A 25869-nucleotide genomic window follows, 5' to 3' on the forward strand; every position below is an offset into this window, starting at 1 on the left:
GAATAATTAGTGTTGATAAAAGAAATTTTCATAGAAATAGGTAATAATAGTATCCGTCAATGTTCCGCATATGAGGGGCTGATACTTGTATAGTCAGGTTAAAAAATGCTATTCTATCCTCTGTGAGAATTAAATATATTTTCAAAGCCAAAATATGAGGAAACAGTATACCTCAAATTCATTAAAGGAGTCGAATCAATGATGGCGGAAAAACAATTTAAAGTAATTGCGGATACTGGGATTCATGCTAGACCTGCAACACTTTTAGTACAAACAGCCAGCAAATTTGATGCTGAAATCAATTTGGAATATAAAGGTAGAAAAGTGAATTTAAAGTCAATAATGGGTGTTATGTCTTTAGGGATTGGCAAAGGCGCTGATTTCACGATTTCCGCTGAAGGCAGTGATGCCGAATCGGCTTTAAACAGTTTAGAAGAAACTTTAAGAAAAGAAGGTTTGGCAGAATGACATTCTTACAAGGAATTGCAGCGTCTAATGGTATCGCGATTGCCAAGGCTTACCGTTTGGTAGAACCTAATTTATCTTTTGAACAAAGAACAATTGAAGATGCGTCCGCTGAAGTAGAACGTTATCGTCAAGCACTAGCAAAAGCAAAATCAGAGCTGGAAACAATCCGCGACCGAGCCAAAGTCGATTTAGGACCGGATAAAGCGGCTATCTTTGAAGCGCATCTGCTTGTATTAAGTGACCCTGAATTAAATACCCCAATTGAAGATAAAATTACATCCGAAAAGGTCAATGCTGAGTCGGCTCTAAAAGAAACAGCCGATATGTTTGTGATGATGTTTGAACAAATGGATAATGAGTATATGAGAGAACGTGCCGCAGATATTCGAGATGTGACGAAACGCGTTCTGGCACACTTGCTTGGTGTCCAGCTGCCAAATCCAAGTATGATTGCTGAAGAAGTGATTATTGTCGCCGAAGATTTAACACCATCGGACACAGCCCAGTTAAACAGGCAATTTGTCAAAGGATTTACCACCAATATCGGCGGCAGAACATCCCATTCCGCGATTATGGCCCGTTCCTTAGAAATTCCCGCGGTTGTTGGAACGAAAACAGCTGTTGAGGAGATTCATAACGGCGATTTAGTCATTGTTGATGGGTTAAAAGGGGAAGTCCATATTAACCCTACACCTGAGTTGGTTGAACAATACCGCCAAGTTCATCAAGAGTATGAAAATCAAAAAGCTGAATGGGCAAAACTTGTAAATGAATCTACCGTTTCTAAGGACGGCCATCATGTTGAATTAGCCGCTAATATCGGTACACCAAATGATTTAAAAGGTGTAGCGGCGAATGGCGGTGAAGGGGTTGGACTCTATCGTACGGAATTCCTTTATATGGGCAGAGAACAGCTGCCTACCGAAGAGGAGCAGTTTGAGGCCTATAAAGCTGTCCTTGAAGGGATGAATGGAAAACCTGTCGTTGTCCGAACATTAGATATCGGCGGAGACAAAGAACTGCCTTATTTAGAATTGCCAAAAGAAATGAATCCTTTTTTAGGCTTCCGTGCCATTCGTTTATGTCTGGAGGAGCAGGGAATCTTCCGTACACAGCTGCGTGCGTTACTGCGTGCCAGCACTTTCGGTAATTTAAAAATTATGTTTCCGATGATCGCAACGTTGGATGAGTTCCGGTCCGCTAAAGCAATTCTCGAGGAAGAAAAGCAAAAGCTTATTTCTGAAGGGCAAAAGGTTGCCGATCAGATTGAGCTCGGTATTATGGTAGAGATTCCATCAACGGCTGTTTTAGCAGATCAGTTTGCCAAAGAGGTGGACTTCTTTAGTGTCGGCACAAACGATTTAATCCAATATACAATGGCAGCGGATCGGATGAATCAGCGTGTATCTTATCTCTATCAGCCATATAGCCCGTCGATTTTAAGACTGGTCAAAATGGTTATCGATGCTGCCCATGCCGAGGGAAAATGGGCAGGGATGTGCGGAGAAATGGCCGGAGATGAAACGGCTATTCCGATTCTTCTTGGTCTGGGACTGGATGAGTTTTCGATGAGTGCAACATCTATTTTGAAGGCTCGTTCCTTAATTAAAAATCTGAATAAATCAGATATGAAAAATCTCGCAGATGAAGTATTAAATATGCAAACGACCTCTCAAGTAGTGGACGCCGTTAACGCAGCTATTAAATAAAAAAAAGACCGGCCATAAAAATGGCCGGTCTTTACAAATTTGAAACAACTTTCGAGGTAATTGCTATTTTAATCCTGTATAATCTAAGGTAGACAATCATACGAGGAGTGAGATTATGGATTTAAATTTAAGCGGGAAAACTGCGCTCATTTTAGCCTCAAGCCAAGGGCTGGGGTTCGCTATTGCCGAACGGCTTGTGAAGGAAGGAGCGAATGTTGTTATCTCTGGAAGGGATGTGGAAAAGTTAAAAGCACAATGCAGGCAGCTTGAGGAAAATGGACTTGGCAAAGCAGCCTATCAAAAAGCCGACATTATGAATCCCGATGACATTAAGCGGCTTGTATCACATACTGTGGAAATCTTCGGCACGATCGACATGCTGGTCAATAACGCTGGCGGGCCACCTGCAGGTTCGTTTGAAGAATTGACAGATGAACAGTGGCAAGCCTCATTCGAATTAAATTTACTGTCTTTTATCCGGGCAATTCGTGCGGCTCTGCCTTACTTAAAAGAACGCGGCGGAAAAATTCTCAATATTGCCTCATCTTCCATCAAAGAACCGATTCCGGGTTTGATTTTATCAAATACGTTCAGGACGGGAATTATCGGCCTAACAAAGACGCTAGTTTCGGAATTGGCGCCGTATAATATCTTGATAAATACGATTGCACCCGGAAGAATTGCGACCGATCGGGTCAAGCATTTAGATCAAGTGAATGCAGATAAGCAAGGAATTGATATTGCTTTAATTGAAGAACAAATGAAAGCTAGTATTCCATTAAAGCGCTATGGCACCCCGGAGGAGTTCGCAAATGTCGCCGCATTTCTGCTTTCAGATGCCAATTCATATATTACCGGCAGTGCATTATTAGTGGATGGCGGTATGGTGAAAGCCATTTAATCAGCATCAGAGAGAAATTACCACAGGAGACCTCCATTTACGTTTATGACCAAATTTTTTTGGCTAAGGTAAACATAGAAAAGGAGTGTTTTTACATGCTTAGAAAAGTACATGTGGTTGTTGTTCTGCTGATCGTTTTAGTTAGTTCCAGTCTATTAAGCGGATGCGGTGCTATTTTGTCAAATGAATCAATTGTGAACCGCTATGCGGATGCTCTCTTAACAAAAAATAATGAAATCCAATTCCGCTTTCATATTAATAATGAAATAATCGAAGGAGAGCACCAAATATACAAGGTGAAGGTAATGATTCATGACGATAAATTAGCGGCCGCTATTGGAAAACGAGAGATTGTGTACGGTGAGGATCAAGTGCTAAATGGGGAATATTTAGATGTAAGAGGTAAAGGTGAAAAATATATTTACATGAATCCCATCCCATTAAAAGAGGATTTACATGTACAAGAATTACAAAATATGATCGAACAAAACAATGCTGTTTCCATTGAAGTTTTTAATAATAAAGAGGTATTTGGACGAGCCTATTTAACTAACTTTTCTTCGGAGCTTTAAGTTTTATGAAAAAATAAATATAAAGAGAGGGGAATTGAATTTGAGGGCAGATATTACAATCGGTTTTATTGGAACAGGCGTGATGGGGAAAAGTATGGCATCCCATTTAATGACCGCGGGTTATCCGTTGGTTGTCTATTCAAGAACAAAAGAGAAAGCAAAAGAATTAGTGGAAAAAGGCGCATATTGGGCACCAACACCAAAGGAAGTGGCGGAGAAGGCCACGGTAATTTTTACAATGGTCGGCTACCCTGCCGATGTGGAGGAAGTATATTTAGGAGAAAATGGCTTAATTCAGCATGGGGGTTCCGGAAGTTATTTTATTGATATGACGACCTCTGCACCATCACTTGCCGTTAAGATTTATCAAGAAGCTAAGAAACGGGGGATTCATGCAATCGATGCACCTGTTTCGGGCGGTGATGTTGGTGCCAGGGAGGCAAAATTATCGATTATGGCCGGCGGAGATTCTGAGGCCTTTGAAGCGGTACGTCCCATTTTAGCTTATTTGGGGACAAACATTGTTTACCAAGGTAAACCAGGATCGGGCCAGCATACAAAGATGTGCAATCAAATTGCGATTGCCTCCAATATGATTGGTGTTTGTGAGGCTATTATTTATGCTGAAAAGGCAGGATTAGATCCGGAAACTGTACTGCAAAGCATTTCAACCGGGGCAGCCGGAAGCTGGTCATTAAGCAACCTTGCACCAAGGATGTTAAATGGAAATTTCGAACCAGGATTCTACATAAAACATTTTATTAAAGATATGAAAATTGCCATTGATGAGGCAGAGCAAATGGGGATGGAAGTTCCGGGGCTTGCTTTAGCAAAGTCGCTGTATGACCAATTAGCGGAAAAAGGCGAAGAAAATAGCGGAACGCAGGCATTATATAAATATTGGAAAGACTAGCAAAAATCTATTGGGTGCAACTGGCAGGCATATATTCCTTCGTCTAGCTGAAAACTAGTAATAGTTTGTTGATAGGAGGAATAGTTAATGGCGAAACGAACGAAAAAGAATGATGCGAAACAAAAAAATAAAAAAGGCTTCGACTCAGCTGTTCTAAACGAAGAATTTGCTCATGAAATGGGTGCTGCTGACACTAATAAAATCCACAAGGATAAAGCGAAAAAAGTCAAAGCGGCAAAAAATAACGGTGAATGGACCGGACAATAAAACTAGAAACCCTTCAGGTTCGACAGCCTGAAGGGTTCTTCTATGGTTATCTCCACTTTTGCAGGTATTGTTCAATCCGGCCTAAACCGAGCTCTAACGTTTCTTTTGAACAGGCAAATGATAAGCGGAAATAGCCTTCACCAAACTTTGAAAACGCGCTTCCTGGCACCACAGCCACCTTTGATTCCTTTACAAGGTCAAGGGCGAAATCAAAGCTATTTAAAGGGATCGTATCAGGAATTTTGACGAAAAAGTAGAACGCCCCCTCCGGTTTAACCGTTTCGAGGCCCATCGCCTGCAAGCTTTGAAAAACATAATCTCTTCTGGCTTCATATTCTTTTCTCATCGTTACCGCGTCATTCAATCCGGCTGTAAGTGCTTCATAAGCCGCTTTTTGTGCAATCGAATTTGCACAAGACACGTTATACTGGTGAACCTTAAGAATATGCTTGGCGATATTCTCCGGTGCAAATAAAAAGCCAATCCGCCAGCCGGTCATGGAATGGGATTTAGACAACCCATTAATAATAATCGATTTCTCCTTTAAAAAACAGCCGATTGATTTGTGGGAACGGCCAAAGGTTAGTTCACTATAAATTTCATCCGCTAAAATAAAGATGTCGAGGTCTTTAAAATAACCGGCTATTTCCTTTAATTCCTCCTCCGTCAGACTTACTCCTGTTGGGTTAGATGGATAAGGAAGTACAATGCAGCGTGTTTTGTCGGTAATATAAGGTTTGATTAAATCTAATGTAAAGCGGAATTGGCTTTGACGGGTATCAACATGTACCGGAATCGCACCCATCATTCGGATAATCGGTTCATAGCCCGGATAAATTGGTCCAGGTAAAATAACCTCCGTTCCTTCAGTTAAAATGGTCCTAAAAGTGATATCAATTGCCTCGCTGGCCCCCATTGTGACAATCACTTCCGATTCCGGATTATAATCCAATCCATATTTTTCAGAGGCAAAATGACTAGCAGCTTTTCTTAATTCTAATGTCCCGGCATTATGGGTATATGTAGTGAAATCTGCTTCAATCGCTTTTATCCCTGCATTTTTAATATGCGCTGGTGTCGGAAAATCCGGCTGTCCTATCGTGAGCGAAATGAGGCCGTCCGTTTGTGAAACCATATTAGAGAATTTTCGAATTCCTGATATTTCGATGTCTTTTACGTGCTGGTTTAATAAGTGTTCCAATCTTGCCCATCCTTCCATTTTTTAAAGCCAGGAATTCTCCTGGCTTTATTTCAAAAGCTTAATATTAATACCTTTCGCCTAATTTTTTGAAGACCGGTTTTTGATACGTGCGCCCGGTTTTACGCTGAGATCTTGGCGAATCTTCATGCTCCATTATTCCGGTATAGGATTGTAAAATGGCTTTAGCGGTATTAAGAGACATAATGGTCTTCGGGTTTCTTACCTGGCCATCAAGTTTTCCTAAATGGGGCAGGTTAGTAAAGTCCGCTTTCGCAGGGGGGATATGAAAAAAGTATCTCCCGCATTCTACCAGACAATCAGATTGCTGCTGGCTATTCCTTGGGTTTTCGGAAAAATGAAGACCTACTTTTTTGGCTTTTCCTTCTTCGATTAATCTCTTTAATGATTCCTGCTTTAATTTGTATAAGAATTTGGGATTAATCGCTGTTTTAGCATGGCGATTAACGATAAAGACAGCTTGTGAGAGGTTTTCGATGGTTAGATTTTCTTTTTGTTGAGGGTGTTTCTGATCGGGATTCAAAATTTTTTCTCCTTTCTATTATTTCAACCATCTATATTATACCTTTTTTTTATAAGAATAGAAAAGTGTAAGTAAAATAATTATTGAAAAAAATGAAAGGAGAAAGCATGATTCTTATGCCTTCTCCTTGTTTAAGGTGAAAACTGTTAATTCTGGTTTGGATAAGAATCGAAAAGGGAGTCTGGTGGTCCCTAGACCTCGATTGACATATAGGGTTAATTTGTTTCCTTCCCCAAGGGTGTAAAGCCCTTCTAGATATTTTTGGGCAAAAGGCGGTTTGATCAGGGCCCCTATCAAAGGAATTTTTACCTGTCCGCCATGGCTGTGCCCGCTTAATTGCCAGTGAATTGGGTAGTTTTGGGCATCGTCGGCAAGGTCGGGTGCATGTGATAACAGGATGGTAAAATTATTTTTAGGAACATTTTTTAACGCTAAAGGCAAATCGGGGCTGCCTAACATCGCATCATCGATCCCCAGTAAATAGATTTTGCTGTGATCCTGAAGTTTAATGACAGATGACTGATTTAAAAGTACTGTAAAATTTGCTGCTTCCATAATATTACGGTACAAATCGGAGCCATAGCCGCCGTGGTCATGATTGCCAAAAATACAGAACTTTCCAAGAGGGGCATGCAGTTTTTCTAAAATCGGCACAAGCTTGTTCATTTCCGTATACCTATTCGGTTCATCCATTAAATCGCCGGTGAAAAAAATCAGATCCGGCTTTAACTGATTTATTTGATTGACAAGTTTTTTTAATTGATGAAGTGTATATTGAAAACCAAGGTGGGTATCACTGAATTGAACAATTCTAATGCCATTAAAGCTGTCGGGGATAAGCGAGTGTGTTATAGTGATTTGCTCAATTCCAAGCATCGAGGGTTCAATTTTATTTGCGTAATAGTATCCCCCTGAACTAAGGCCAAATAAGGTGAATAATGAGCCGATAGTTCGTTTTAAAAAGGTTCTCCTCGTCGTTTTTTTGGGCATATTTTCTACCAGCCTATACTTTATTAATTCATATGTATTGTCTTTAAAAATCCAAAATTTTGCAAGAAAAAAGGTCTTTGTAAATATATATGCGGTAAATTCATAAAAAAGCAGCCAGTCCGGCTGCTTTACTAAATTATTTGTAACTGACAGCCCGGCTTTTCAAGGCTTTCCATGAAGAAATAAATCGCTGTTTTTCTACTTTAACCTGCTTTCTACCTGACAGCGGGTCATTTAAATAAACATATTTGGCATCATATCCTACCAGCACCACTACATGCAGGTCAAGCGGTGTCTTAATAAATTCTTTTCCATGGTACCATCCTTCAGGGCGGTCTGGCGGACGGTAATCTCCGGTAGTCCAAATGACAACTGGATAGCCCGATGACACATGGGCTAAGACACGCTCGAATGGCTTATTGGTTAAATTGACAGCCCTGCCCGAAAGCTTCTTGTTAATTAAGTCAATCATTGGTTTGTCAAAAGCCGCATAGCCTGGTTCCTTTCCCGTCATATCACCGACAAAGCCATCGGCGGGATTCCCCCAGCGCAAGATATCTCCCTTTGTGGATTTAATAAGAGGGTCGGGATCTTTGGTAATTAAACGGTAAAGCTCCATTTTGTTTGTTTTCACGCCTGCGTAATTTAACATCATCGCCAGGCTGGTTACTTCGCAGCCATATTTTAACTCGGGGTTTTGTTTAATTAAATTCACATCAAGCATAGCTGAATCTTTTTTCGGCACGCCATTAACTGGCTTCTTGGTTTTAGTGGGACTGCCAACATTTATTAAATGGTCATTTAGATTGTTGGCTGTATATTGTCTTTTTTGTTCGCCGGGTAAACTTGTATGTCTTTGTTCCGCTGTTGTACCAGCATTATTTTGATTATTTATTTGTAAATTGGTTTGTTTGTTATCCTCATCTGTTGGGCTGCAGCCTAACATTGGCAGAACAAGGGCTAATATGCTGAGTCTTTTCATTTGACCTGATCCCCCTTTAGTGCGAACTGCCCTTATTGTTTGATTGTTTCTTCCCGGCTATAATGGTATCCTTTTGGCAAAGAACGCGAACCATTCGTTTAGCGTATGGTATAATGATGAATATTAAAATTTTGGAGGTACTTGGATGGATGCGTTGGAAATTCTCTCGGATTTAGAAAATTGTTTTCCTTATTTCCAGCCGATTTTTAGTGCCGATGAACAGTTAGTTATTGCTTATGAAGTATTGGGAAGATATCAATCAGAGGGGACAGTCATAAGCTTAGGACCTTTTTTTCAGGATGATCAAATTCCTGATGAATATAAATTAGAAGTGGATTTCCTTTTAGTAAATAAGGCCCTTGAAAAAGCACTGGAGCTCGACGAGGATATAAGTATTTGTTTAAACCGCAATGCAGAACTGCTCATGTACGGAAATGGTGAACCGTTTTTACAACAACTATTGGAGTTTGAAAAAAAAGGCTTGAGCTTAAATCGAATTGTCTTAGAAATATCCGATCGTCATTATGATGGCGATTTGGATCAATTTGACCACCTTTTACAATATTATCGGACATATGGAATTAAAATAGCACTTTCCAGCATTGTCAAAGCAAGCCATTTTGAGCGAATAGCCGAGCTAGAGCCTGATATTTTAAAAATTAATTTAGAGGCGCTGAAATCAACGGCAACTGGAATGAATTTTAATGATGTGTTATTTACTATTTCGCTTTTAGCCAGAAAAATCGGCTCAACTCTTTTATTTGAAAACATTGAAATGAGCTATCAGCTGCAGTTTGCCTGGAAGAATGGGGGCCGCTATTATCAAGGCTTTTATTTACATCCGCCTGCTGGTGAGTTTGTTCCACGTGATTTTTTAAGGCATCGTTTAAAGGAAAAATTCCATGACTTTATTTCCTATGAAAAACGAAAGCTGGAAGCGTTGTATTTAACGGCTGAATTCTTTCAGGCGAAAATTCACGATTTAGTACTTAAAAATAAAAAATTAGGCTATGAAGGTCTTTTTCAAGCAATTGTGAAGGAAATGGACCAAGTTGCTTTTAGAATGTATATTTGTGATGAAGATGGCTTTCAGAAATCAAGCAACTTTTTCAAAGGAGCGGAAGGATGGTTTTTACAAGAGGAATATAAAGATAAAAACTGGAGCTGGCGGCCGTATTTTCTAGAAAATATTATAAAAATGCGGAATGAACGGAAGGGAATTCTGTCGGATCTATATAGTGATATTGAAACAGGCGAAACGATCCGCACCTTTTCTTTTCCAATGAACGGTAACGAATATTTATTTATTGATATTTCCTATCATTACCTTTTTGAACATGATCAATTATTGTAAGAATGAACCTGTATAGAAAGATTCATGGAGTGGGATTTTAAGTATAAATCAAAATGAAGGAGAAAAGACTCATGAATCTATTTGAAATGACAATCGCCATTCTGATTGTAGCTATTTTGGCGTTTTCACTGTTTTATACATTGGTCGTTGGAAGGCAGCATAAAGCAGTTCAAGGGGGAGTTGATAAACAAATCCCAGACCATGTTCAGAAAAACGTTTATGCCAAAAATCCAGTCTTCCTCGCATACGGGATTTTTTTTGCGTTACTTTTATTCATCATCTTTTTCATTGCCATCACATTTTACTAAAGGTCTCAGCTAAAAAAGAGACCTTTTTTGTTTTTTGAAATAAAAAATTTCCTGTTTTCTTAAATTTTGTTTGGACAAATTAGAAGCATTATTTTATGCTTTTAATATTGGCATGTAACAAAAACCAAAAAATAACTAAATAATTCATTAGGATAGAAACATGTCTATTGCAAAACATAACGGTAGAAAGTTTGTTTGTGTTTCGAAAGGAGTCGAAAAGCTATGTCACAGCTTCAAGGAATATTAACAAGATTAAAAAATCTTCAAGAACAATCAATTAATGGGGAACCAGCCCAGCGTTATTTCGAAGTAAACGGGGAAAGAAAATGTCAGGTCACCTATCATCCCAAGACCGAAACATTTGAATTAGAAGTATACAATGAAAAGGAAAAGCCGAAACGTTATCAATTTGATAATATTGATATGATTACAATTGAAATTTTTGATTTAATACAATAGGAGCCATTTTGGTTCCTTTTTTTCTGGGTTTGGCGGATTAATCTTTTCACAGACAGCCGCTAACTATGATAAAATAAAGTTGAAGAAATACAAATATTGAGGAGTTTTCGGCGATGATCAGTCTTCCTAGCGGAGAGTTTTTAGAGTTGACCATTAAAGAATTATTGATCCCATCTGAGCGGGTTGCGCATGTCCAAGTTGGCAACAGCCTTGAACATGCCCTTTTAGTGTTAACAAAGAGCGGTTATACCGCAATACCGGTATTAGATCCGCATTACAAGCTTCATGGGCTGATTAGTACGCCCATCATCATGGATTCCATTCTTGGACTGGAAAGAATAGAATTTGAACAGCTGGAGAAAAAAAGGGTAGAAGAGGTCATGAAAGTATCCATGCCAAGAATCCAAATTTCCGCATCATTTCCAAATTGTCTTGATCTACTTGTCAATCATCCGTTTCTCTGTGTCGAGACTGAGGATGGTTATTTTGCCGGGATTTTACCAAGGAGCACGGTATTAAATCAATTAAATAAAATGGTCAAAAGATTTAAGTTGAATGAAAAATGTTAGGCTCCCTAAAAAGGGAGCCGTAATTTTTGATTGAGTTTGAGGTGTTGGTATGGGGGAGGAAGCTAAAAAAACATTACAACAAAGAAAACAAACGAAAAAGCCGCTGGTATTAGCCTCAGTCATGCTGGCGATGTTTATGGGGGCAATTGAGGCGACAATTGTTTCAACCGCGATGCCGGCAATAGTGGCTGATTTAGGCGGATTCACATTGTATAGCTGGGTGTTTTCAGCCTATTTATTAATGAATTCGATTACTGTACTGATTTATGGGAAATTGTCCGACTTATTTGGAAGAAGGCCGATTCTTACTTTTGGAATTATTCTCTTTTTAATTGGCTCCATCCTTTGCGGATTTGCCACTTCTATGCAAATGTTAATTATTTTCCGCTTAATTCAAGGATTTGGTGCCGGCGCAGTTGCCCCAATAGCCACAACAATTGTAGGTGATATCTATACGCCAGAGGAAAGAGCAAAAATTCAAGGATATCTTTCCAGTGTTTGGGGGATTTCGGCCATTACAGGTCCTGCTATTGGCGGTCTATTGGTCCAATATGTCAGCTGGAAATATGTATTCTGGATTAATGTTCCTCTTGGGATTCTTTCCCTTATTGGTTTATGGTTATTTTTACATGAAAATGTTCAGCAGAAAAAACATGAAATTGATTATGGTGGTGCTGTCCTCTTAACTATTACCATTTCCACTATTATGCTGCTCTTGGTTGAGGGAGGAAGCCGCTGGTCATGGGGGTCCTGGCAGGCTCTCGGGTTATTAGTTCTAGCCTTGATCGCGCTGTGCGCTTTTGTCTTTCAGGAAGGCCGGGCTAATGAACCGATGATGCCATTTTCAATTTGGAAACAAAAATCGATTTTTATTGCCAATATTGTTTCGTTGACAACAGGAATCATGTTAATCGGTATATCTAGTTTCCTGCCGACATTTGTACAAGGGGTAATGGAAAAGACTCCGATTGTAGCGGGTTTTACCTTAACAACGATGTCAATCGGCTGGCCGATTGCCTCAACGCTCTCAGGCAGAATGCTTATTTCCATTGGCTATCGTAAGACTTCCATTATTGGTGGTGTATTTTTAATCATTGGAAGTATCGCTTTTGTGACAATGTCAGCTTCCTCAGGTCCGTTATGGGCAGCTGTCGGTTCTTTTTTAGTAGGGGCAGGAATGGGGTTAACTTCAACGGCATTTATTGTTTCCATTCAAAGTACTGTCGGCTGGGAACAGCGTGGAATTGCTACGGCAGCGAATATGTTTATGCGGAATCTGGGAAATACCATTGGTGCGGCTCTTTTAGGCGGAATCTTAAATAACCGCATGATGAATTATTTTCATCAGAAAGCAGCAGAGCTTACTGTTGACGATGCTAATAAGCTGTTAAAGGCGGAAGAACGTGCCAATCTATCAAGCTCCATTAAAACAATCTTACAAAATGGGCTGACGAATTCCTTGCATTCTGTCTACTATGTGGTTCTCGCATTTGCCGTTATCAGCCTGTTGTTTATATTATTTATACCGAAAAGTAATGAACGTTCTGTATAAACTACATGGCTTTTTGGAAAGGAGTGCTTAAACATGTCCTCGTTATCCGAATTTCAATTACTTGCTGTTTTAGCGCAGGAAATGAATATGCGAAAAGCGTCTGAACGTTTATTCGTATCACAGCCAGCCTTGTCACAGCGTCTTCAGACAATTGAAAAAGAATGGGGGACGAAGCTGTTTATTCGTTCGCAAAAAGGGCTGTCATTAACCCCTGCTGGTGAGCTGGTTATCGAGTTTGTAAATGACGTCCTTAAAAAGGAAGAAAAGGTTCGCGAAACATTATATTCACTGCAATCGGGTGTTTCCGGAACATTAAGAATTGCGGTGGCATCAATTGTAGGCCAGAATTGGCTGCCGGAAGTATTAAAGAAATATGTTGATAAATATCCTCAGGTGAAAATTTCGCTGATGACCGGATGGAGCAGCGAAATATTAAATTGTTTGTATGATGATCAAGTACATATCGGGATTATTAGAGGCACTCCTGATTGGAAGGGAGTCAAAATTCATCTTTTCCAAGACCCGCTTTATCTCGTTGACAGGGAGATTACACAACAAGATCAGGTGTTAAAAACTGACCGTCCATTTATTCAATTCAAAAGCGATTCGAACTATTATCAGGAAATTCAGGATTGGTGGATGCGTAATTTTAAAACATCGCCAAAGAGAACAGTTGTTGTTGACCAAATTGAAACATGTAAGCAAATGGCGTTTAATGGTATCGGTTATGCCATTTTACCCGCGATAACGTTAACGAAGGCCGGGCAAAGTATTTTTAAAATCCCGCTTGTTGATGAGAATAATCTCCCAGTTGCCAGGGATACATGGTTATTAGGATATGAATCTGCCTTCCAGTTGAAACAGGTTCAAGCGTTTGTTGAACTGGTTAAAGAACATATTTCTGAATCCTCAGACCAATAAAATATTTTTTCTTGTTTTCACTGCCTTAGTTTGTTAAAGTATTTTTTAGTATGAAAAAAGGGGGAACTATAAATGATGGATGCACATGAAATTATTTCTTTTATCCAAAATAGCAAAAAATCCACACCGGTTAAGGTATATGTAAAAGGTGACCTAGAAGGTATTGAATTTGGAAGTAATTCAAAATCCTTTATCAATGGATCTACAGGTGTTGTTTTTGGTGAATGGTCAGAAATCGAAGCTGCTTTGGAAGCGAATAAAGCGAAAATAGAAGATTTTGTGATTGAAAGCGACCGCCGTAATTCAGCCATTCCATTATTGGATACAAAGCATATTAATGCTCGCATTGAACCGGGTGTCATTATTCGTGATCAGGTAGAAATTGGTGATAATGCTGTCATTATGATGGGTGCTGTTATTAATATTGGCGCAGTGATCGGTGAGAAAACGATGATTGACATGGGGGTCGTTCTTGGTGGACGAGCAACGGTCGGAAAGAACTGCCATATTGGCGCCGGTACGGTGTTAGCTGGTGTAATTGAACCGCCGTCCGCGAAACCTGTTATTATCGAGGATGATGTAGTAATTGGCGCAAATGCGGTTGTACTTGAAGGCGTGACTGTAGGAGAGGGTGCGGTTGTTGCTGCCGGTGCCGTAGTTACTCAAGATGTTGCACCATTTACAGTAGTCGCAGGTACACCTGCACGGAAAATTAAAGATATCGATGAAAAAACAAAATCAAAAACAGAAATAATGCAGGAACTAAGACAATTATAATAAACAAATAAGCGTGGAAGCTATTCCACGCTTATTTTTAAAGGAGTGACGAAAATGAATAGCTTAATTCAAATACGCCGGGACCTGCATCAAATTCCTGAACTGGGCTTTCAAGAATATAAAACTCAGGCCTATATATTAAATTACCTACATTCAATGCCTCAGGACCGGCTTACAATAAAAAAATGGAAGACTGGCTTATTTGTTAAGGTTCACGGTATGAATCCAAAGAAAACGATTGGTTACAGAACAGATATCGATGGACTGCCAATAACGGAAGAAACCGGGCTGTCGTTTTCCTCCACACATGAGGCCAAAATGCATGCTTGCGGTCACGATTTTCATATGAGTATAGCTTTAGGGGTACTAACCCATTTTGTACATAATCCGATTGACGATGACCTATTATTTATTTTTCAGCCGGCGGAGGAAGGGCCGGGCGGGGCGGAACCGATGCTGCAGACAAAAGAAATGCAGGAATGGATGCCAGATATGATTTTTGCTTTGCATATTGCTCCGGAATATCCGGTCGGAGCAGTGGCGGTCAAAGAGGGATTATTATTCGCCAATACTTCTGAATTATTTATTGATTTAAAAGGGAAAGGTGGGCATGCCGCGATGCCACACCAAACAAATGATATGGTGATTGCGGCATGTGCACTGGTTTCTCAATTACAAACAATTATTGCGAGAAATGTAAATCCTTTAGATTCTGCGGTTATTACGATTGGAAAGATTACAGGGGGAACGGTTCAAAATATAATTGCGGAAACGGCAAGACTTGAAGGGACGATTCGAACACTAACTCCGGAATCAATGGCAAAGGTGAAGCACCGCATTGAGGCCATTGTTGCCGGTATTGAGACAGGCTTTGAATGTGAAGCAAATATTGATTATGGTTCTATGTATTATCAAGTCTATAATCATGAAGAACTAACACGGGAATTTATGAGTTTTCTCAAGGAAGATCCGGAGGTTAAGCTAATTGAATGTAGGGAAGCGATGACTGGAGAAGATTTTGGTTACATGTTAAAGGAAATACCTGGATTCATGTTTTGGCTTGGCGTTAACACTCCATATGGTCTCCATCATGCAAAGTTAAACCCAAATGAGGATGCAATTGGAGCGGCGGTAAGAATTATGACAAATTATATAACATTTAAGGGAAATCATAAGTGAGAATAAGAGTCGTTTTATTTTATTGTTATGGTTAATTATGCTAAAATGATGGTGGATTAAGGGAAAATATGTTACATATCGTCGTTTATTCTTCCATAGTCAGGGCAAACTGATTAAGGGGAATTGAGGCAGAATATTATAATTAATATTTATTTAAATTAATTATAATTTAATATTGACTCAAAATAAGAATTAGCCTATAATGAAACATGTAAACAAGATAGCAAATGAGAATTGCTATAAAAACTCATTTTATCAATATACTATGGAGGGATTTTAAAATGCCAGAACGTATGGTAGGTAAACAAGCTCCACGTTTCGAAATGGACGCAGTATTACCAAATAAAGAATTTGGTAAAGTAAGCCTTGAAGAAAACATGAAAAATGACAAATGGACAGTATTGTTCTTCTATCCAATGGATTTCACATTTGTGTGCCCGACTGAAATTACAGCAATGTCTGACCGCTATGAAGAATTTGATGATCTAGATGCAGTGGTAATTGGTGCTTCTACTGATACAATTCATACCCACCTTGCTTGGATTAAAACAGATCGTAAAGAAAATGGTCTTGGCGATTTAAACTATCCTTTAGCTGCGGATACAAACCACGTTGTTGCTCGTGACTATGGTGTATTAATCGAAGAAGAGGGTGTTGCACTTCGCGGCCTATTCATCATCGACCCAGAAGGCGAATTAAAATACTCTGTAGTAAACCACAACAACATTGGCCGTGATGTTGATGAAACATTACGTGTTCTTCAAGCATTACAAACAGGCGGACTTTGCCCAGCAAACTGGAAGCCTGGACAAGCTACACTTAATGTGTAATTTTAAATGAAATTGATAGACCTAACCATACTGTGTTAGGTCTATTTTTAAAATAAGGGGGCGTTTAAATGAAGTTACGCGAACAGATGCCGGAATTAACAGGAGCAACCGAATGGCTTAATGGACAAGTAACGAAAGATGAACTGGTCGGCCAAAAACCAACACTAATTCACTTCTGGTCCATTAGCTGTCATTTATGTAAAGAAGCCATGCCGCAAATCAATCAATTCCGTGACCAATATAACGATAAATTAAACGTTGTAGCTGTCCATATGCCAAGGTCAGAAAATGATTTAAATATTGAAGAAATCAAGCAGGTTGCAGCTGAGCACGGAATTACGCAGCCGATTTTTGTAGATAGCGAGCATAAATTAACCGATGCATTTGAAAATCAATATGTTCCTGCATATTATGTATTTGATAAAGACGGTAAGCTTCGTCACTTCCAAGCTGGCGGAAGCGGCATGAAGATGCTGGAAAAACGAGTTAACCGTGTTTTAGACGAGTTAGAAAAAGCTGAATAACTTTTGAAGGTTTAGGACTGTTCGTTTTGAATAAACGAGCAGTTTTTTTATTTTCGACTTGGAACATATTGTAACCTCACCCTTTTTTTATCGTCGGTAATAGTAACCGTGATTTTAACACTAAAAAGGGGTGTCATGAGTTGAAAATACTAATAAAATGGCTGTCGATCGTATTCCTGCTTTTTACGCTTGCTGCCTGCAGTTCAAGTAATTCCGAAAGCAAAGAGGCAATGGATTCAGCAAAAAGTATGGCTGGGGAAAGTACAGGAATCATTGCAAAGAATGATGACCGCGCCGAAACAGATCAGAAAGCAACTGAAAATAATGTACAGGCTGAAAAAGTTGCCGCGCCTGCAAAGATGGTTATTTATCAAGCAGATTTACACCTTAGGGTAAAGAATTTCGAAAGAACTGTTCAAGTAATTGAGAAAAATGCGGCGAAATATGGCGGTTATATTGCGGAATCTAATGTCACAAGAGAGGGTAAAGAGCAATTAAGCGGTATGATAAAAATTCGGATTCCACAAACACATTTTCACCAATTTTTGGACGATGCTGAAGGAGAGGCAGCAGAGGTTCTCCAGCGTAATATTATCGGACAGGACGTAACTGAAGAGTATGTTGATTTACAGGCTAGATTGAAATCGAAACGGGTAGTTGAGGAACGATTATTGTCGTTTATGAAAAATGCCGTAAAAACCGAGGACTTATTAAAAATTTCTAATGATTTAGCTGCTGTTCAGGAGGAAATTGAAACGATTGAAGGGAAAATGAAATACCTGGAAAACCAGACCTCCTACTCAACAGTTACGATTACACTTTATGAAAATAAGGTGATTGTTCCGGAGATTGAAAATGATCAATTAAATACATGGGACAAAACGAAAAAACAATTCATGAAAAGTACCAATTTATTACTGTCCGCTGTTTCGAGTTTAGTTGTCTTCATTTTCGGAAACCTGCCAATCATCGTAACAATAATTCTTCTTGGATTCATTGGTTTTTATATTTATAGAAAAAGGAAAAGAAATAATCAAAACTAACCATGAGCGGTAAAAACTTAATATAGCAAAAAAAGGTACCGTAATGATACAATATGAAGTAATTGTAATTGTTGGGGGAGTTTTTGTGAAAAAGAGTTTTGCAGTCATAGGTTTAGGTCGTTTCGGAGGAAGTATTTGCCGCACCTTAACGGATGAAGGAATGGAAGTACTAGCAATTGACGTTAATGAAGAACGAGTGAATGAATTTTCCATGATTGCCTCCCATGCGGTAGTCGGAGATACAACCGATGAAGCAGTATTGAAAAGCCTGGGGATCCGCAATTTCGATCATGTTATCGTTGCTATAGGGGACGACATTCAATCAAGCATCCTTACTACATTGATCTTAAAAGAGTTAGGGGTAGCATGTGTTACCGCTAAGGCTCAAAATGATTATCATGAAAAGGTATTAAGAAAGATTGGCGCCGACCATGTCGTCCACCCGGAAAGAGATATGGGAAAAAGGATTGCGAACAATATGACTTCCAGTAATGTTGTTGACTATCTTGAACTATCAGATGAACATAGCATCGTGGAAATCGTCGCTAATGGAAAGATAGGCGGACATACGATCATGGATATGGATATTCGTAAGAAATATGGGTTAAACATCGTCGCTATTAAAAGGGGAGAAGACATCATTGTTTCACCGCTGGCATCGGAAATGATCCATATCAATGACGTTTTAATTGTAATAGGAACAGATAATGATATCGATCGATTTGAAAAAAAAGTTATGGAATAAGTGCAAAGCAAAACAGAGAAGCGATGCTTCTCTTTCAGATTGTCGAGAAAGGGTATTTTTCTCGGCAATTTTTCATTTTGTCAGACTTAAAATACGGATTTTATAATAAGATTGACCATGCTAACGGGGCCTGTTGATTTCCGCTCCGGGCACTCGCTTTCCGCGGGGAGGTCCTGGAGCCTCCTCGTTGCTTTGCGCCTGTGGGGTCTCCAGTGACCTCTCAATCCCGCAGGAGTCGAGTGCCCTCCGCTCCAATCAACAGGGAGCAAATCAACCTAAAGAATTGCAACACACCTTTTCCAACCTAGCTAAATGTGTTGCAATCTTTTTTTATATTTTGGCAGGCTGCAGTAAGGAGAGCCTGTTCACTCGCTTTCTTAAATCCCCGTAACTGGTAGTAAGAAGCCCATGCAGTTCTTTTGAGGCTGCAAAGTTTCGCTTAATTTTTTCCTTTCTAAATTTATAAAGCAGTTTTCCCGATTTAGATAAAAATCTCCTGGAAAATATTTGTTCCTTAAATCGATGTTGACGATTCCAGCTAATCGTGGAGTGATGTGGAACTGAATCCTTGAATTTTAAACCTAAAAACCAGCGGTAGGCTACGTTTATTCTTATTTCCCTTTCTAATCTCTTTTGGCTTAAACATTGATTTCACCACTTATTTAAATTATTTATTTGTTGAACGAAGGTCTTTATTGAAATCAACAGACCTGTTGAAAAGCTTATATATTAATATTATTATAACGAATTAACGCAGTGAATCATTAAAGTGTTAATATAAGATAAAAGGCCATCGAAAGTTTTTCGACAGCCTGAAAGAGAAGCGATGCTTCTCTTTTTTTATACTTCCATAATAATTGGTAAAATCATTGGTCTGCGTTTTGTTTTTTCGTAAAGGAAAGGAGCTAATGTATCAGTAATTTCATTTTTAATTTCCGACCATTGACTTGTTTTTCGTTCCATAATCTTATTTAAATGTTTAGTGATTAGATTTTGTGCATCATTAATTAAATCACCAGATTCGCGCATATAAACAAATCCGCGGGAAATAAGGTCCGGACCGGAAGCAATTTTGAATTCCTTCATATTAATGCTGACAACTACCACAACAAGGCCTTCTTCAGAAAGAATTCTTCTATCCCTTAAGACGATGTTCCCGATATCACCGACACCACTGCCATCGATATAAACAGAGCCTGATGGGATTTTCCCAGCAATTTGTGCTGAAGAATCAGAAAGCGCAAGAACTTCGCCATTATCCATAATAAAGCAGTTTTCTTCCTCAACACCGCAATCCACCGCAAGTTTAGCATGCATTTTCTGCATTCGGTATTCACCGTGAATAGGCATAAAGAACTTTGGTTTAATTAAACGAAGCATTAGCTTTTGTTCCTCTTGGCCGCCATGGCCGGATGTGTGGATATTGCTTAATTTGCCATGAATAACATCCGCGCCGGCACGATATAACAAGTTGATGGTGCGGCTGACACTTATTGTATTCCCAGGAATTGGTGATGAAGAAAATACGACAGTATCCCCTGGGATAATTTGAATTTGCCGGTGGGTCCCATTAGCAATTCTTGATAATGCCGCCATCGGCTCACCTTGACTTCCTGTACAAAGAATCGTTACCTTTTCGGCTGGAATGCGGTTAATTTGTCCCGCATCAATAAACGTATCCTTTGGGGCGCTAATATAGCCTAAATCCAGGCCAATATTAATTGCAGCCTCCATGCTCCGGCCAAACACGGCAATTTTTCGTCCATTTGCGACCGCTGCTTCGGTTACCTGCTGCAGGCGGTGAATATTAGAGGCAAAGGTAGCAAAAATAATCCGTCCGTTTACCTTGCGGAAAATATCCTGAATACTTTCACCGACTCGTCGTTCTGACATCGTAAATTCCGGTATTTCACTATTTGTACTGTCAGATAGCAAACATAGTACACCATCTCTGCCAATCTCAGCCATTTTAGTCAAATTCGCTGGTTCTCCCACAGGGGTAAAATCAAATTTGAAGTCACCTGTATGGACAATCTGCCCTGGAGGGGTCTTGACAACAATTCCGTATGAATCAGGAATACTGTGAGTGGTACGGAAGAACGTAACAGATGTTTTGCGGAATTTAATCACATCATCTTCTTTGATTTCAATCAATTTTGCACTCCGGAGTAACCCATGCTCTTCTAATTTATTTTTAATTAACCCAAGAGCAAGTTTGCCTCCGTAAATAGGAATGTTAACTTCCCGCAGCAAATAAGGGATTCCGCCGATATGATCTTCGTGGCCATGGGTAACAAACAATCCTTTTATTTTCTCCTCGTTTTTCACTAAATAAGTATAATCTGGGATTACATAATCAATCCCTAACAATTCATCTTCAGGGAACTTTATTCCAGCATCTATTAATATAATTTCATCCTGAAATTGTACCCCATAAGTGTTTTTGCCAATTTCGCCTAATCCCCCGAGGGCAAAAACAGCTGCTTGATCATTTTTTACAAATTTCATAAATTATCAAATCTCCAATACTTTAAAGTCTTCATTTTGTTGTTCATATTCTAAATAAGCCCCTTTTACTTCTTGAATTAATTCTATATTAAATCCTTTATCCGCAATTTTGGTATAGACCTCTCTAACAGATTCAGCATTAATAAAAATTGTTCTCGTTTTTTCCCTTACCGGTACTTCAGTTTTTGATTCCTGATAATATACTTTAAAAATCACTGTAATCTCGCTCCTTATAAAATCATAACTTTTTCTATTATATAAAAGATTTTCATCTTTTTCATTTATTTTATTGGAATTATTAGGTCTATTGTGAAAAACTATGTAAAAATAAAGTTACTGTTAATCACTTTACAATAACGAAGGAGCCCTTCGCAACTTTGAAGGGCTCAAAAAGTTTTTAATGTCCAGGAAGTAAACTTTTTTTAGGCAATAGATTTTTTTCGCAGTAAGTCTTTCCACTGTTTTAAAAGCTTTTTCTTTAGCTTCTTTAACATAGTGGATCATCTCCTTAAGTTTATTTTAAACGTTCCTTGTCCAAAGTAAAGTCAACAATGACAAATAATTGAAATTTTTTTACTTGCTTAAAAGATTTACCGTTCAAATTCATATTTTTACTATATATTATATGATGAAAATGCGGATTTTCTCATGGATAATCATGGAATTGAAGTGAAGGAAAATTGACTTTCTGTTGTATATGGTTTAGCTTTTTAGAGGATATAAACGAAGAGAAGAACCTTTTAGGAGAAGATGTGGTTATGAAAAAAATTGTTTTTTTTGATATAGATGGGACGTTGCTGGATCATCAAAAAAATCTTCCTAACAGTACAAAAGAGGCCATTCAAAAATTGAAGGAAAATGGTGTTTTTACTGCAATTGCTACTGGCAGGGCGCCGTTTATGTTTGAAAATTTGCGAGAAGAACTGGGTATTGATTCCTTTGTTTGCTTTAACGGGCAATATGTTGTTTTTGAGAATGAGGTCATCTATAAAAATCCATTATCACAGGAAGAATTAGAGAGATTTACTGAATGTGCAAAGGATAACAGCCACCCGTTAGTATTTATGGATGAAAAAACGATGAAAGGCAGTGTCAGGCACCATCAATTTATTGAACAAAGTCTGACAAGCTTAGGATTTCCCCATCCGGAAGAAGATTCCGATTTTTATCTGAATAAAAAAATATATCAAGCTTTACTTTTTTGTGAAGAAAATGTTGAGCAACAGTATTTCGACGAGTTTGAGCAATTTCGTTTCATCCGCTGGCATCCTTACAGTGTAGATGTGCTGCCTAACGGAGGATCGAAAGCAGAAGGAATCAAGAAGCTGATTGAGCGATTGGGATTCGATTTGAAAGACGTCTTTGCATTTGGTGATGGGTTAAATGATTTAGAAATGCTGAAAGCTGTCGGAACTGGCGTTGCAATGGGAAATGGCGTACCCGAAGCGAAAAAACAAGCCGACCTTATCACCACCGATGTATCCGAAAATGGCATCTGGAACGGCCTAAAAGAATTGGAACTGATATAAAGATCATTTTAATGGTGATTGAAGCGAAGAGCCTGGAGCGGAAATCACATAAAAAAACCCGGCTCAAGAGAACCGGGTTTTTTATCTATCAATCTCAACTGCATCCTCAATCGGTTTAAATGGATTATCTTTATTAATATGATCATAAAACATAATCCCATTTAAATGATCAATCTCATGCTGGAAACAAATCGCCGGCAACCCCTTTAAGCGAATCTTAACCTCTTTTCCATCTGCGTTGAATCCTTTAACAGTCACTCTAGCATATCGGGGGACATAGCCGGGAATCGACTCATCCACCGAAAGACAGCCTTCACCGGACTTTAAATAGGCCTTTTCAACAGAGTGGCTAATAATTTTTGGATTATAAAGAGCATAGCTGATAAGTTCGTCCCGGTCACCGTTAACATGAACGGCAATCATCCGTTTTGATACATTGATTTGCGGTGCTGCCAGCCCTATTCCGGGACGCAAACCATATTTTTCGGCAATTTCGCTATTTTGACTATTGATCACATATTCCAATAGACTGTTTAATATTTGTTTATCTTCTTCAGACGGCGGCAAAACGACCTCTTCGGCCATTTTTCGAAGTGTTGGATGGCCATCTCGAATGATATCATCCATCGTTATCATGACGTTCACTCCTGTGATTTAAATTTATGTAATATGAAAATAGTCTATCAAACAATCCGCAAAATGTTAACAAAAGTAAAACGGAAACTTTCCCATTTTGATTGTAAATCAGACCTTATGTCGGTATAGTTAAGAGTGGTAAGGGGGATTGTTAAGTGATTTTTTTAAGAAAAAGTCAAATCATGATTACCATTTTTGCGATTTTTGCTATTCTTTCAGGCTGTACTGAGAAAAATACGGCTGTTCAAGATATATATGATGTGTTGGAAAAGACGGTGGCTAAGGAAAAAGTATTTGAAGATCAGCAGGGGCCGCTAGTCGCATTGGAGAAAAAGGAAAAAGAGATTTATGACCAAATCATTTATTTAGGCATGAAACAATATGATCAGATTGTAAAGCTGTCCGATCAAGCTATTTCTTCTGTTGACCAAAGAAAAGAATTAATGGAAAAAGAAACAGCGAGCATTAAGGAATCAGAAAAGGAATTTCAAAAAATAGAGGCCCTAAAGGTGAAATTAGAGGACCCGGAATTAAGAAAAATTACTGATGAATTGTACGATATTATGATGAAAAGATATCAGGTTCATAATGAATTGTACAAGGAATATTCAGATGCATTAGAAAATGATAAAAAATTATATGAAATGTTTAAAAACAAGAATCTACCCATTAAAGACCTTGAGGAGCAGGTGAAAAATCTTAATCAAATCTACAATCGAATTTCCGATGCTAATGAAAGCTTTAATGGGCTGACAGAACAATATAATGAAAAAAAGCAAGCTTTTTATAAAAAAGCAGGTCTTACCGAAAAAAAATAATAGCATTCTTAAAAAATCGGCTGATTTGGCCGATTTTTTCTATATTATAACAACTGAGAAAAAATCGTGATTTTATATAACAGTTCTGCATTTTTGATTGATACAGTCGATCACAAATGCTGAATGATTAATAAGTTATTAATGGTGAAAAATTATTGCATTAAGTATTTGACGGAGTGAAATGAATGATGTAAACTCAAAATGTATTCAAAAATTGTATTAATATTTATTGGTATAAAATTGATACAGTATAATTGGTGGTAACATGGTGATTTTATGGTTTTAACTTGTCTTTTCTGTGAAAAGCTAACAATAAGTTGATCCTTGAATTCACTAAAATGGTCCAGAATTCCCCAGTAATAATGTAAATGCTTTTTATTTATATTTGGGGCATTCTATGCAAAGGCATATTTTAATTTTACTTAAATTTAAATAGAAAGGACGATGTGACAAAATGGCTTCAAAAACGCAAAACGCCTCTATTGATGGAAAAAAGACACTCGAAGTAGTTGAAGAGCAATTTCAAACACTGCAAATTCTTAATGAGGATGGAGAAATTGTAAATGAGGCAGCAATGCCAGATCTCTCCGACGAACAGCTTCAAGAGCTAATGCGTCGAATGGTTTACACGCGTATCCTAGACCAAAGATCTATCTCCCTGAATCGTCAAGGCAGACTAGGTTTCTACGCACCAACTGCAGGTCAAGAGGCATCACAGCTGGCAAGTCAATTTGCACTTGAAAAAGAAGACTTTATCTTACCGGGATATCGCGATGTTCCGCAATTAATATGGCATGGCCTGCCATTATACCAAGCCTTCTTATTCTCACGCGGACACTACCAAGGAAATCAAATCCCTGAAGGTGTTAACGTATTGTCACCTCAAATTATTATCGGGGCTCAATATATTCAAGCAGCCGGTGTCGCACTTGGCATTAAAAAGAATGGTACGAAAGCCGTAGCAATTACTTATACTGGTGATGGCGGTGCTTCCCAAGGTGATTTCTATGAAGGAATTAACTTTGCGGGTGCTTTCAAGGCTCCGGCAATTTTCATTGTCCAAAACAACCGCTTTGCCATTTCAACTCCTGTTGAAAAGCAATCAGCTGCCAAAACAATTGCCCAAAAAGCTGTTGCGGTAGGAATCCCTGGAATTCAGGTGGATGGTATGGATCCATTAGCAGTGTATGCGGCTACCCGACAAGCACGTGAACGCGCCATCAACGGAGAAGGTCCTACATTAATTGAAACATTAACATATCGGTATGGGCCACATACGATGGCTGGTGATGACCCAACTCGATACCGTACTGCTGACCTTGATAATGAATGGGAAAAGAAAGACCCTATTGTTCGCTTCCGCAAGTTCTTGGAAAAGAAAGGACTTTGGAGTGAAGAAAGAGAAAACGAAGTAATTGAACAGGCAAAAGAGGATATTAAAGAAGCAATCAAAAAAGCGGACGCGGCTCCTAAACAAAAGGTTACTGATTTAATGTCGAATATGTTTGAAGAAATGCCAAATTACTTAAATGAACAATATGAAATTTATCAAGCAAAGGAGTCGAAGTAAGTC

The 25869-nt window shown here is 38.7% G+C and carries 28 protein-coding genes and 2 pseudogenes; 21 read left to right on the forward strand and 9 right to left on the reverse strand.

Annotated elements, in window-relative coordinates; all coding sequences use genetic code 11:
* Positions 1–201: 201 nt before the first annotated feature.
* From A6749_RS20495 to A6749_RS20520, 6 genes are all read left to right on the forward strand, one after another.
* Positions 202–468, forward strand: a complete 267-nt coding sequence (locus tag A6749_RS20495) for a phosphocarrier protein HPr (RefSeq protein WP_066401072.1) — start codon at positions 202–204, stop codon at positions 466–468.
* Entirely contained in the window at positions 465–2177 is a 1713-nt protein-coding gene (gene ptsP / locus A6749_RS20500; protein WP_066395406.1) for a phosphoenolpyruvate--protein phosphotransferase, read from the forward strand. The genes A6749_RS20495 and ptsP overlap by 4 nt, the downstream gene beginning before the upstream one ends.
* A 115-nt stretch (positions 2178–2292) precedes the next feature.
* Positions 2293–3078, forward strand: coding sequence for an SDR family oxidoreductase (locus A6749_RS20505; protein WP_066395412.1), 786 nt, complete (start codon positions 2293–2295; stop codon positions 3076–3078).
* Between the two features lie 95 nt (positions 3079–3173).
* Positions 3174–3650: a hypothetical protein gene (locus tag A6749_RS20510; RefSeq protein WP_066395421.1), complete on the forward strand. Its 477-nt coding sequence runs from the start codon at positions 3174–3176 to the stop codon at positions 3648–3650.
* Between the two features lie 40 nt (positions 3651–3690).
* The gene (locus A6749_RS20515; RefSeq protein ID WP_269085706.1) at positions 3691–4563 is read left to right on the forward strand and encodes an NAD(P)-dependent oxidoreductase; all 873 of its coding nucleotides are present in this window, start codon (positions 3691–3693) and stop codon (positions 4561–4563) included.
* A gap of 87 nt (positions 4564–4650) precedes the next feature.
* A complete protein-coding gene (locus tag A6749_RS20520) occupies positions 4651–4830 on the forward strand; it encodes a hypothetical protein (RefSeq protein ID WP_066395422.1) in 180 nt (59 codons plus the stop codon).
* A 46-nt stretch (positions 4831–4876) separates the two neighbouring features.
* Here the strand turns inward: A6749_RS20520 and A6749_RS20525 are convergent, their stop codons facing one another.
* The 4 genes from A6749_RS20525 to A6749_RS20540 form a co-directional block, all read right to left on the reverse strand.
* A complete protein-coding gene (locus A6749_RS20525) occupies positions 4877–6031 on the reverse strand; it encodes an aminotransferase A (RefSeq protein WP_066401074.1) in 1155 nt (384 codons plus the stop codon).
* 64 nt (positions 6032–6095) lie between these two features.
* Positions 6096–6572 carry a YkyB family protein gene (locus tag A6749_RS20530; RefSeq protein WP_066395423.1) on the reverse strand — a complete coding sequence of 159 codons (477 nt, stop codon included), beginning with the start codon at positions 6570–6572 and terminating at the stop codon, positions 6096–6098.
* A gap of 114 nt (positions 6573–6686) precedes the next feature.
* The gene (locus A6749_RS20535; protein ID WP_066395425.1) at positions 6687–7562 is read right to left on the reverse strand and encodes a metallophosphoesterase; all 876 of its coding nucleotides are present in this window, start codon (positions 7560–7562) and stop codon (positions 6687–6689) included.
* A 136-nt stretch (positions 7563–7698) separates the two neighbouring features.
* Positions 7699–8544: a C39 family peptidase gene (locus A6749_RS20540; RefSeq protein ID WP_066395428.1), complete on the reverse strand. Its 846-nt coding sequence runs from the start codon at positions 8542–8544 to the stop codon at positions 7699–7701.
* A 145-nt stretch (positions 8545–8689) separates the two neighbouring features.
* On the opposite strand from A6749_RS20540, the gene A6749_RS20545 reads away from it, so the two are divergent.
* From A6749_RS20545 to A6749_RS20600, 12 genes are all read left to right on the forward strand, one after another.
* Entirely contained in the window at positions 8690–9898 is a 1209-nt protein-coding gene (locus A6749_RS20545; protein ID WP_066395430.1) for an EAL domain-containing protein, read from the forward strand.
* 71 nt (positions 9899–9969) lie between these two features.
* Positions 9970–10206 (forward strand): hypothetical protein, encoded by a 237-nt coding sequence (locus A6749_RS20550; protein ID WP_066395433.1) that lies wholly within the window; start codon positions 9970–9972, stop codon positions 10204–10206.
* A 222-nt stretch (positions 10207–10428) separates the two neighbouring features.
* On the forward strand, positions 10429–10665 hold the full coding sequence (locus A6749_RS20555) for a YkuJ family protein (RefSeq protein WP_066395438.1): 237 nt from the start codon (positions 10429–10431) through the stop codon (positions 10663–10665).
* Positions 10666–10778: 113 nt separating this feature from the next.
* Positions 10779–11234: a cyclic-di-AMP-binding protein CbpB gene (gene cbpB / locus A6749_RS20560; protein ID WP_066395445.1), complete on the forward strand. Its 456-nt coding sequence runs from the start codon at positions 10779–10781 to the stop codon at positions 11232–11234.
* Between the two features lie 49 nt (positions 11235–11283).
* On the forward strand, positions 11284–12786 hold the full coding sequence (locus A6749_RS20565; protein ID WP_066395448.1) for an MDR family MFS transporter: 1503 nt from the start codon (positions 11284–11286) through the stop codon (positions 12784–12786).
* Between the two features lie 33 nt (positions 12787–12819).
* A complete protein-coding gene (locus A6749_RS20570) occupies positions 12820–13707 on the forward strand; it encodes a LysR family transcriptional regulator (protein ID WP_066395451.1) in 888 nt (295 codons plus the stop codon).
* 72 nt (positions 13708–13779) lie between these two features.
* Positions 13780–14484: a 2,3,4,5-tetrahydropyridine-2,6-dicarboxylate N-acetyltransferase gene (gene dapD, locus A6749_RS20575; protein WP_127486255.1), complete on the forward strand. Its 705-nt coding sequence runs from the start codon at positions 13780–13782 to the stop codon at positions 14482–14484.
* Between the two features lie 54 nt (positions 14485–14538).
* Positions 14539–15663 carry an N-acetyldiaminopimelate deacetylase gene (locus A6749_RS20580; RefSeq protein ID WP_066395458.1) on the forward strand — a complete coding sequence of 375 codons (1125 nt, stop codon included), beginning with the start codon at positions 14539–14541 and terminating at the stop codon, positions 15661–15663.
* A gap of 281 nt (positions 15664–15944) precedes the next feature.
* Positions 15945–16493: a peroxiredoxin gene (locus A6749_RS20585; protein WP_066395461.1), complete on the forward strand. Its 549-nt coding sequence runs from the start codon at positions 15945–15947 to the stop codon at positions 16491–16493.
* A gap of 68 nt (positions 16494–16561) precedes the next feature.
* Positions 16562–17017 carry a TlpA family protein disulfide reductase gene (locus A6749_RS20590; protein ID WP_066395463.1) on the forward strand — a complete coding sequence of 152 codons (456 nt, stop codon included), beginning with the start codon at positions 16562–16564 and terminating at the stop codon, positions 17015–17017.
* A gap of 140 nt (positions 17018–17157) precedes the next feature.
* Positions 17158–18060 (forward strand): DUF4349 domain-containing protein, encoded by a 903-nt coding sequence (locus A6749_RS20595; protein ID WP_066395465.1) that lies wholly within the window; start codon positions 17158–17160, stop codon positions 18058–18060.
* A gap of 43 nt (positions 18061–18103) precedes the next feature.
* Positions 18104–18805 carry a potassium channel family protein gene (locus A6749_RS20600; RefSeq protein ID WP_280525599.1) on the forward strand — a complete coding sequence of 234 codons (702 nt, stop codon included), beginning with the start codon at positions 18104–18106 and terminating at the stop codon, positions 18803–18805.
* Between the two features lie 304 nt (positions 18806–19109).
* On the opposite strand, the pseudogene A6749_RS28160 reads toward A6749_RS20600, so the two are convergent.
* The 4 genes and pseudogenes from A6749_RS28160 to A6749_RS20610 all read right to left on the reverse strand — a co-directional run.
* Positions 19110–19294, reverse strand: a pseudogene (locus A6749_RS28160) (transposase); the annotation flags it as partial.
* Positions 19293–19444, reverse strand: a pseudogene (locus A6749_RS27825) (transposase); the annotation flags it as partial. The pseudogenes A6749_RS28160 and A6749_RS27825, both read right to left, overlap by 2 nt.
* 201 nt (positions 19445–19645) lie before the next feature.
* Complete coding sequence (rnjA, locus tag A6749_RS20605; RefSeq protein ID WP_066395468.1) at positions 19646–21313, reverse strand: ribonuclease J1; 1668 nt, start codon at positions 21311–21313, stop codon at positions 19646–19648.
* A gap of 6 nt (positions 21314–21319) precedes the next feature.
* Positions 21320–21529: a DNA-dependent RNA polymerase subunit epsilon gene (locus A6749_RS20610; RefSeq protein ID WP_066395471.1), complete on the reverse strand. Its 210-nt coding sequence runs from the start codon at positions 21527–21529 to the stop codon at positions 21320–21322.
* Positions 21530–22071: 542 nt separating this feature from the next.
* Between A6749_RS20610 and A6749_RS20615 the strand changes: the two genes are divergently transcribed.
* A complete protein-coding gene (locus A6749_RS20615; RefSeq protein WP_066395474.1) occupies positions 22072–22842 on the forward strand; it encodes a Cof-type HAD-IIB family hydrolase in 771 nt (256 codons plus the stop codon).
* An 81-nt stretch (positions 22843–22923) separates the two neighbouring features.
* Here A6749_RS20615 and def read toward each other — a convergent pair whose 3' ends face one another.
* Positions 22924–23478: a peptide deformylase gene (gene def / locus A6749_RS20620; RefSeq protein WP_066395479.1), complete on the reverse strand. Its 555-nt coding sequence runs from the start codon at positions 23476–23478 to the stop codon at positions 22924–22926.
* Between the two features lie 155 nt (positions 23479–23633).
* On the opposite strand from def, the gene A6749_RS20625 reads away from it, so the two are divergent.
* Complete coding sequence (locus A6749_RS20625; RefSeq protein WP_236719709.1) at positions 23634–24296, forward strand: YkyA family protein; 663 nt, start codon at positions 23634–23636, stop codon at positions 24294–24296.
* Positions 24297–24750: 454 nt separating this feature from the next.
* On the forward strand, positions 24751–25866 hold the full coding sequence (gene pdhA / locus A6749_RS20630) for a pyruvate dehydrogenase (acetyl-transferring) E1 component subunit alpha (RefSeq protein ID WP_066395482.1): 1116 nt from the start codon (positions 24751–24753) through the stop codon (positions 25864–25866).
* Positions 25867–25869 lie beyond the last annotated feature (3 nt).

It is taken from the genome of Neobacillus mesonae (genome assembly GCF_001636315.1).
Taxonomy (GTDB): domain Bacteria; phylum Bacillota; class Bacilli; order Bacillales; family Cytobacillaceae; genus Neobacillus; species Neobacillus mesonae.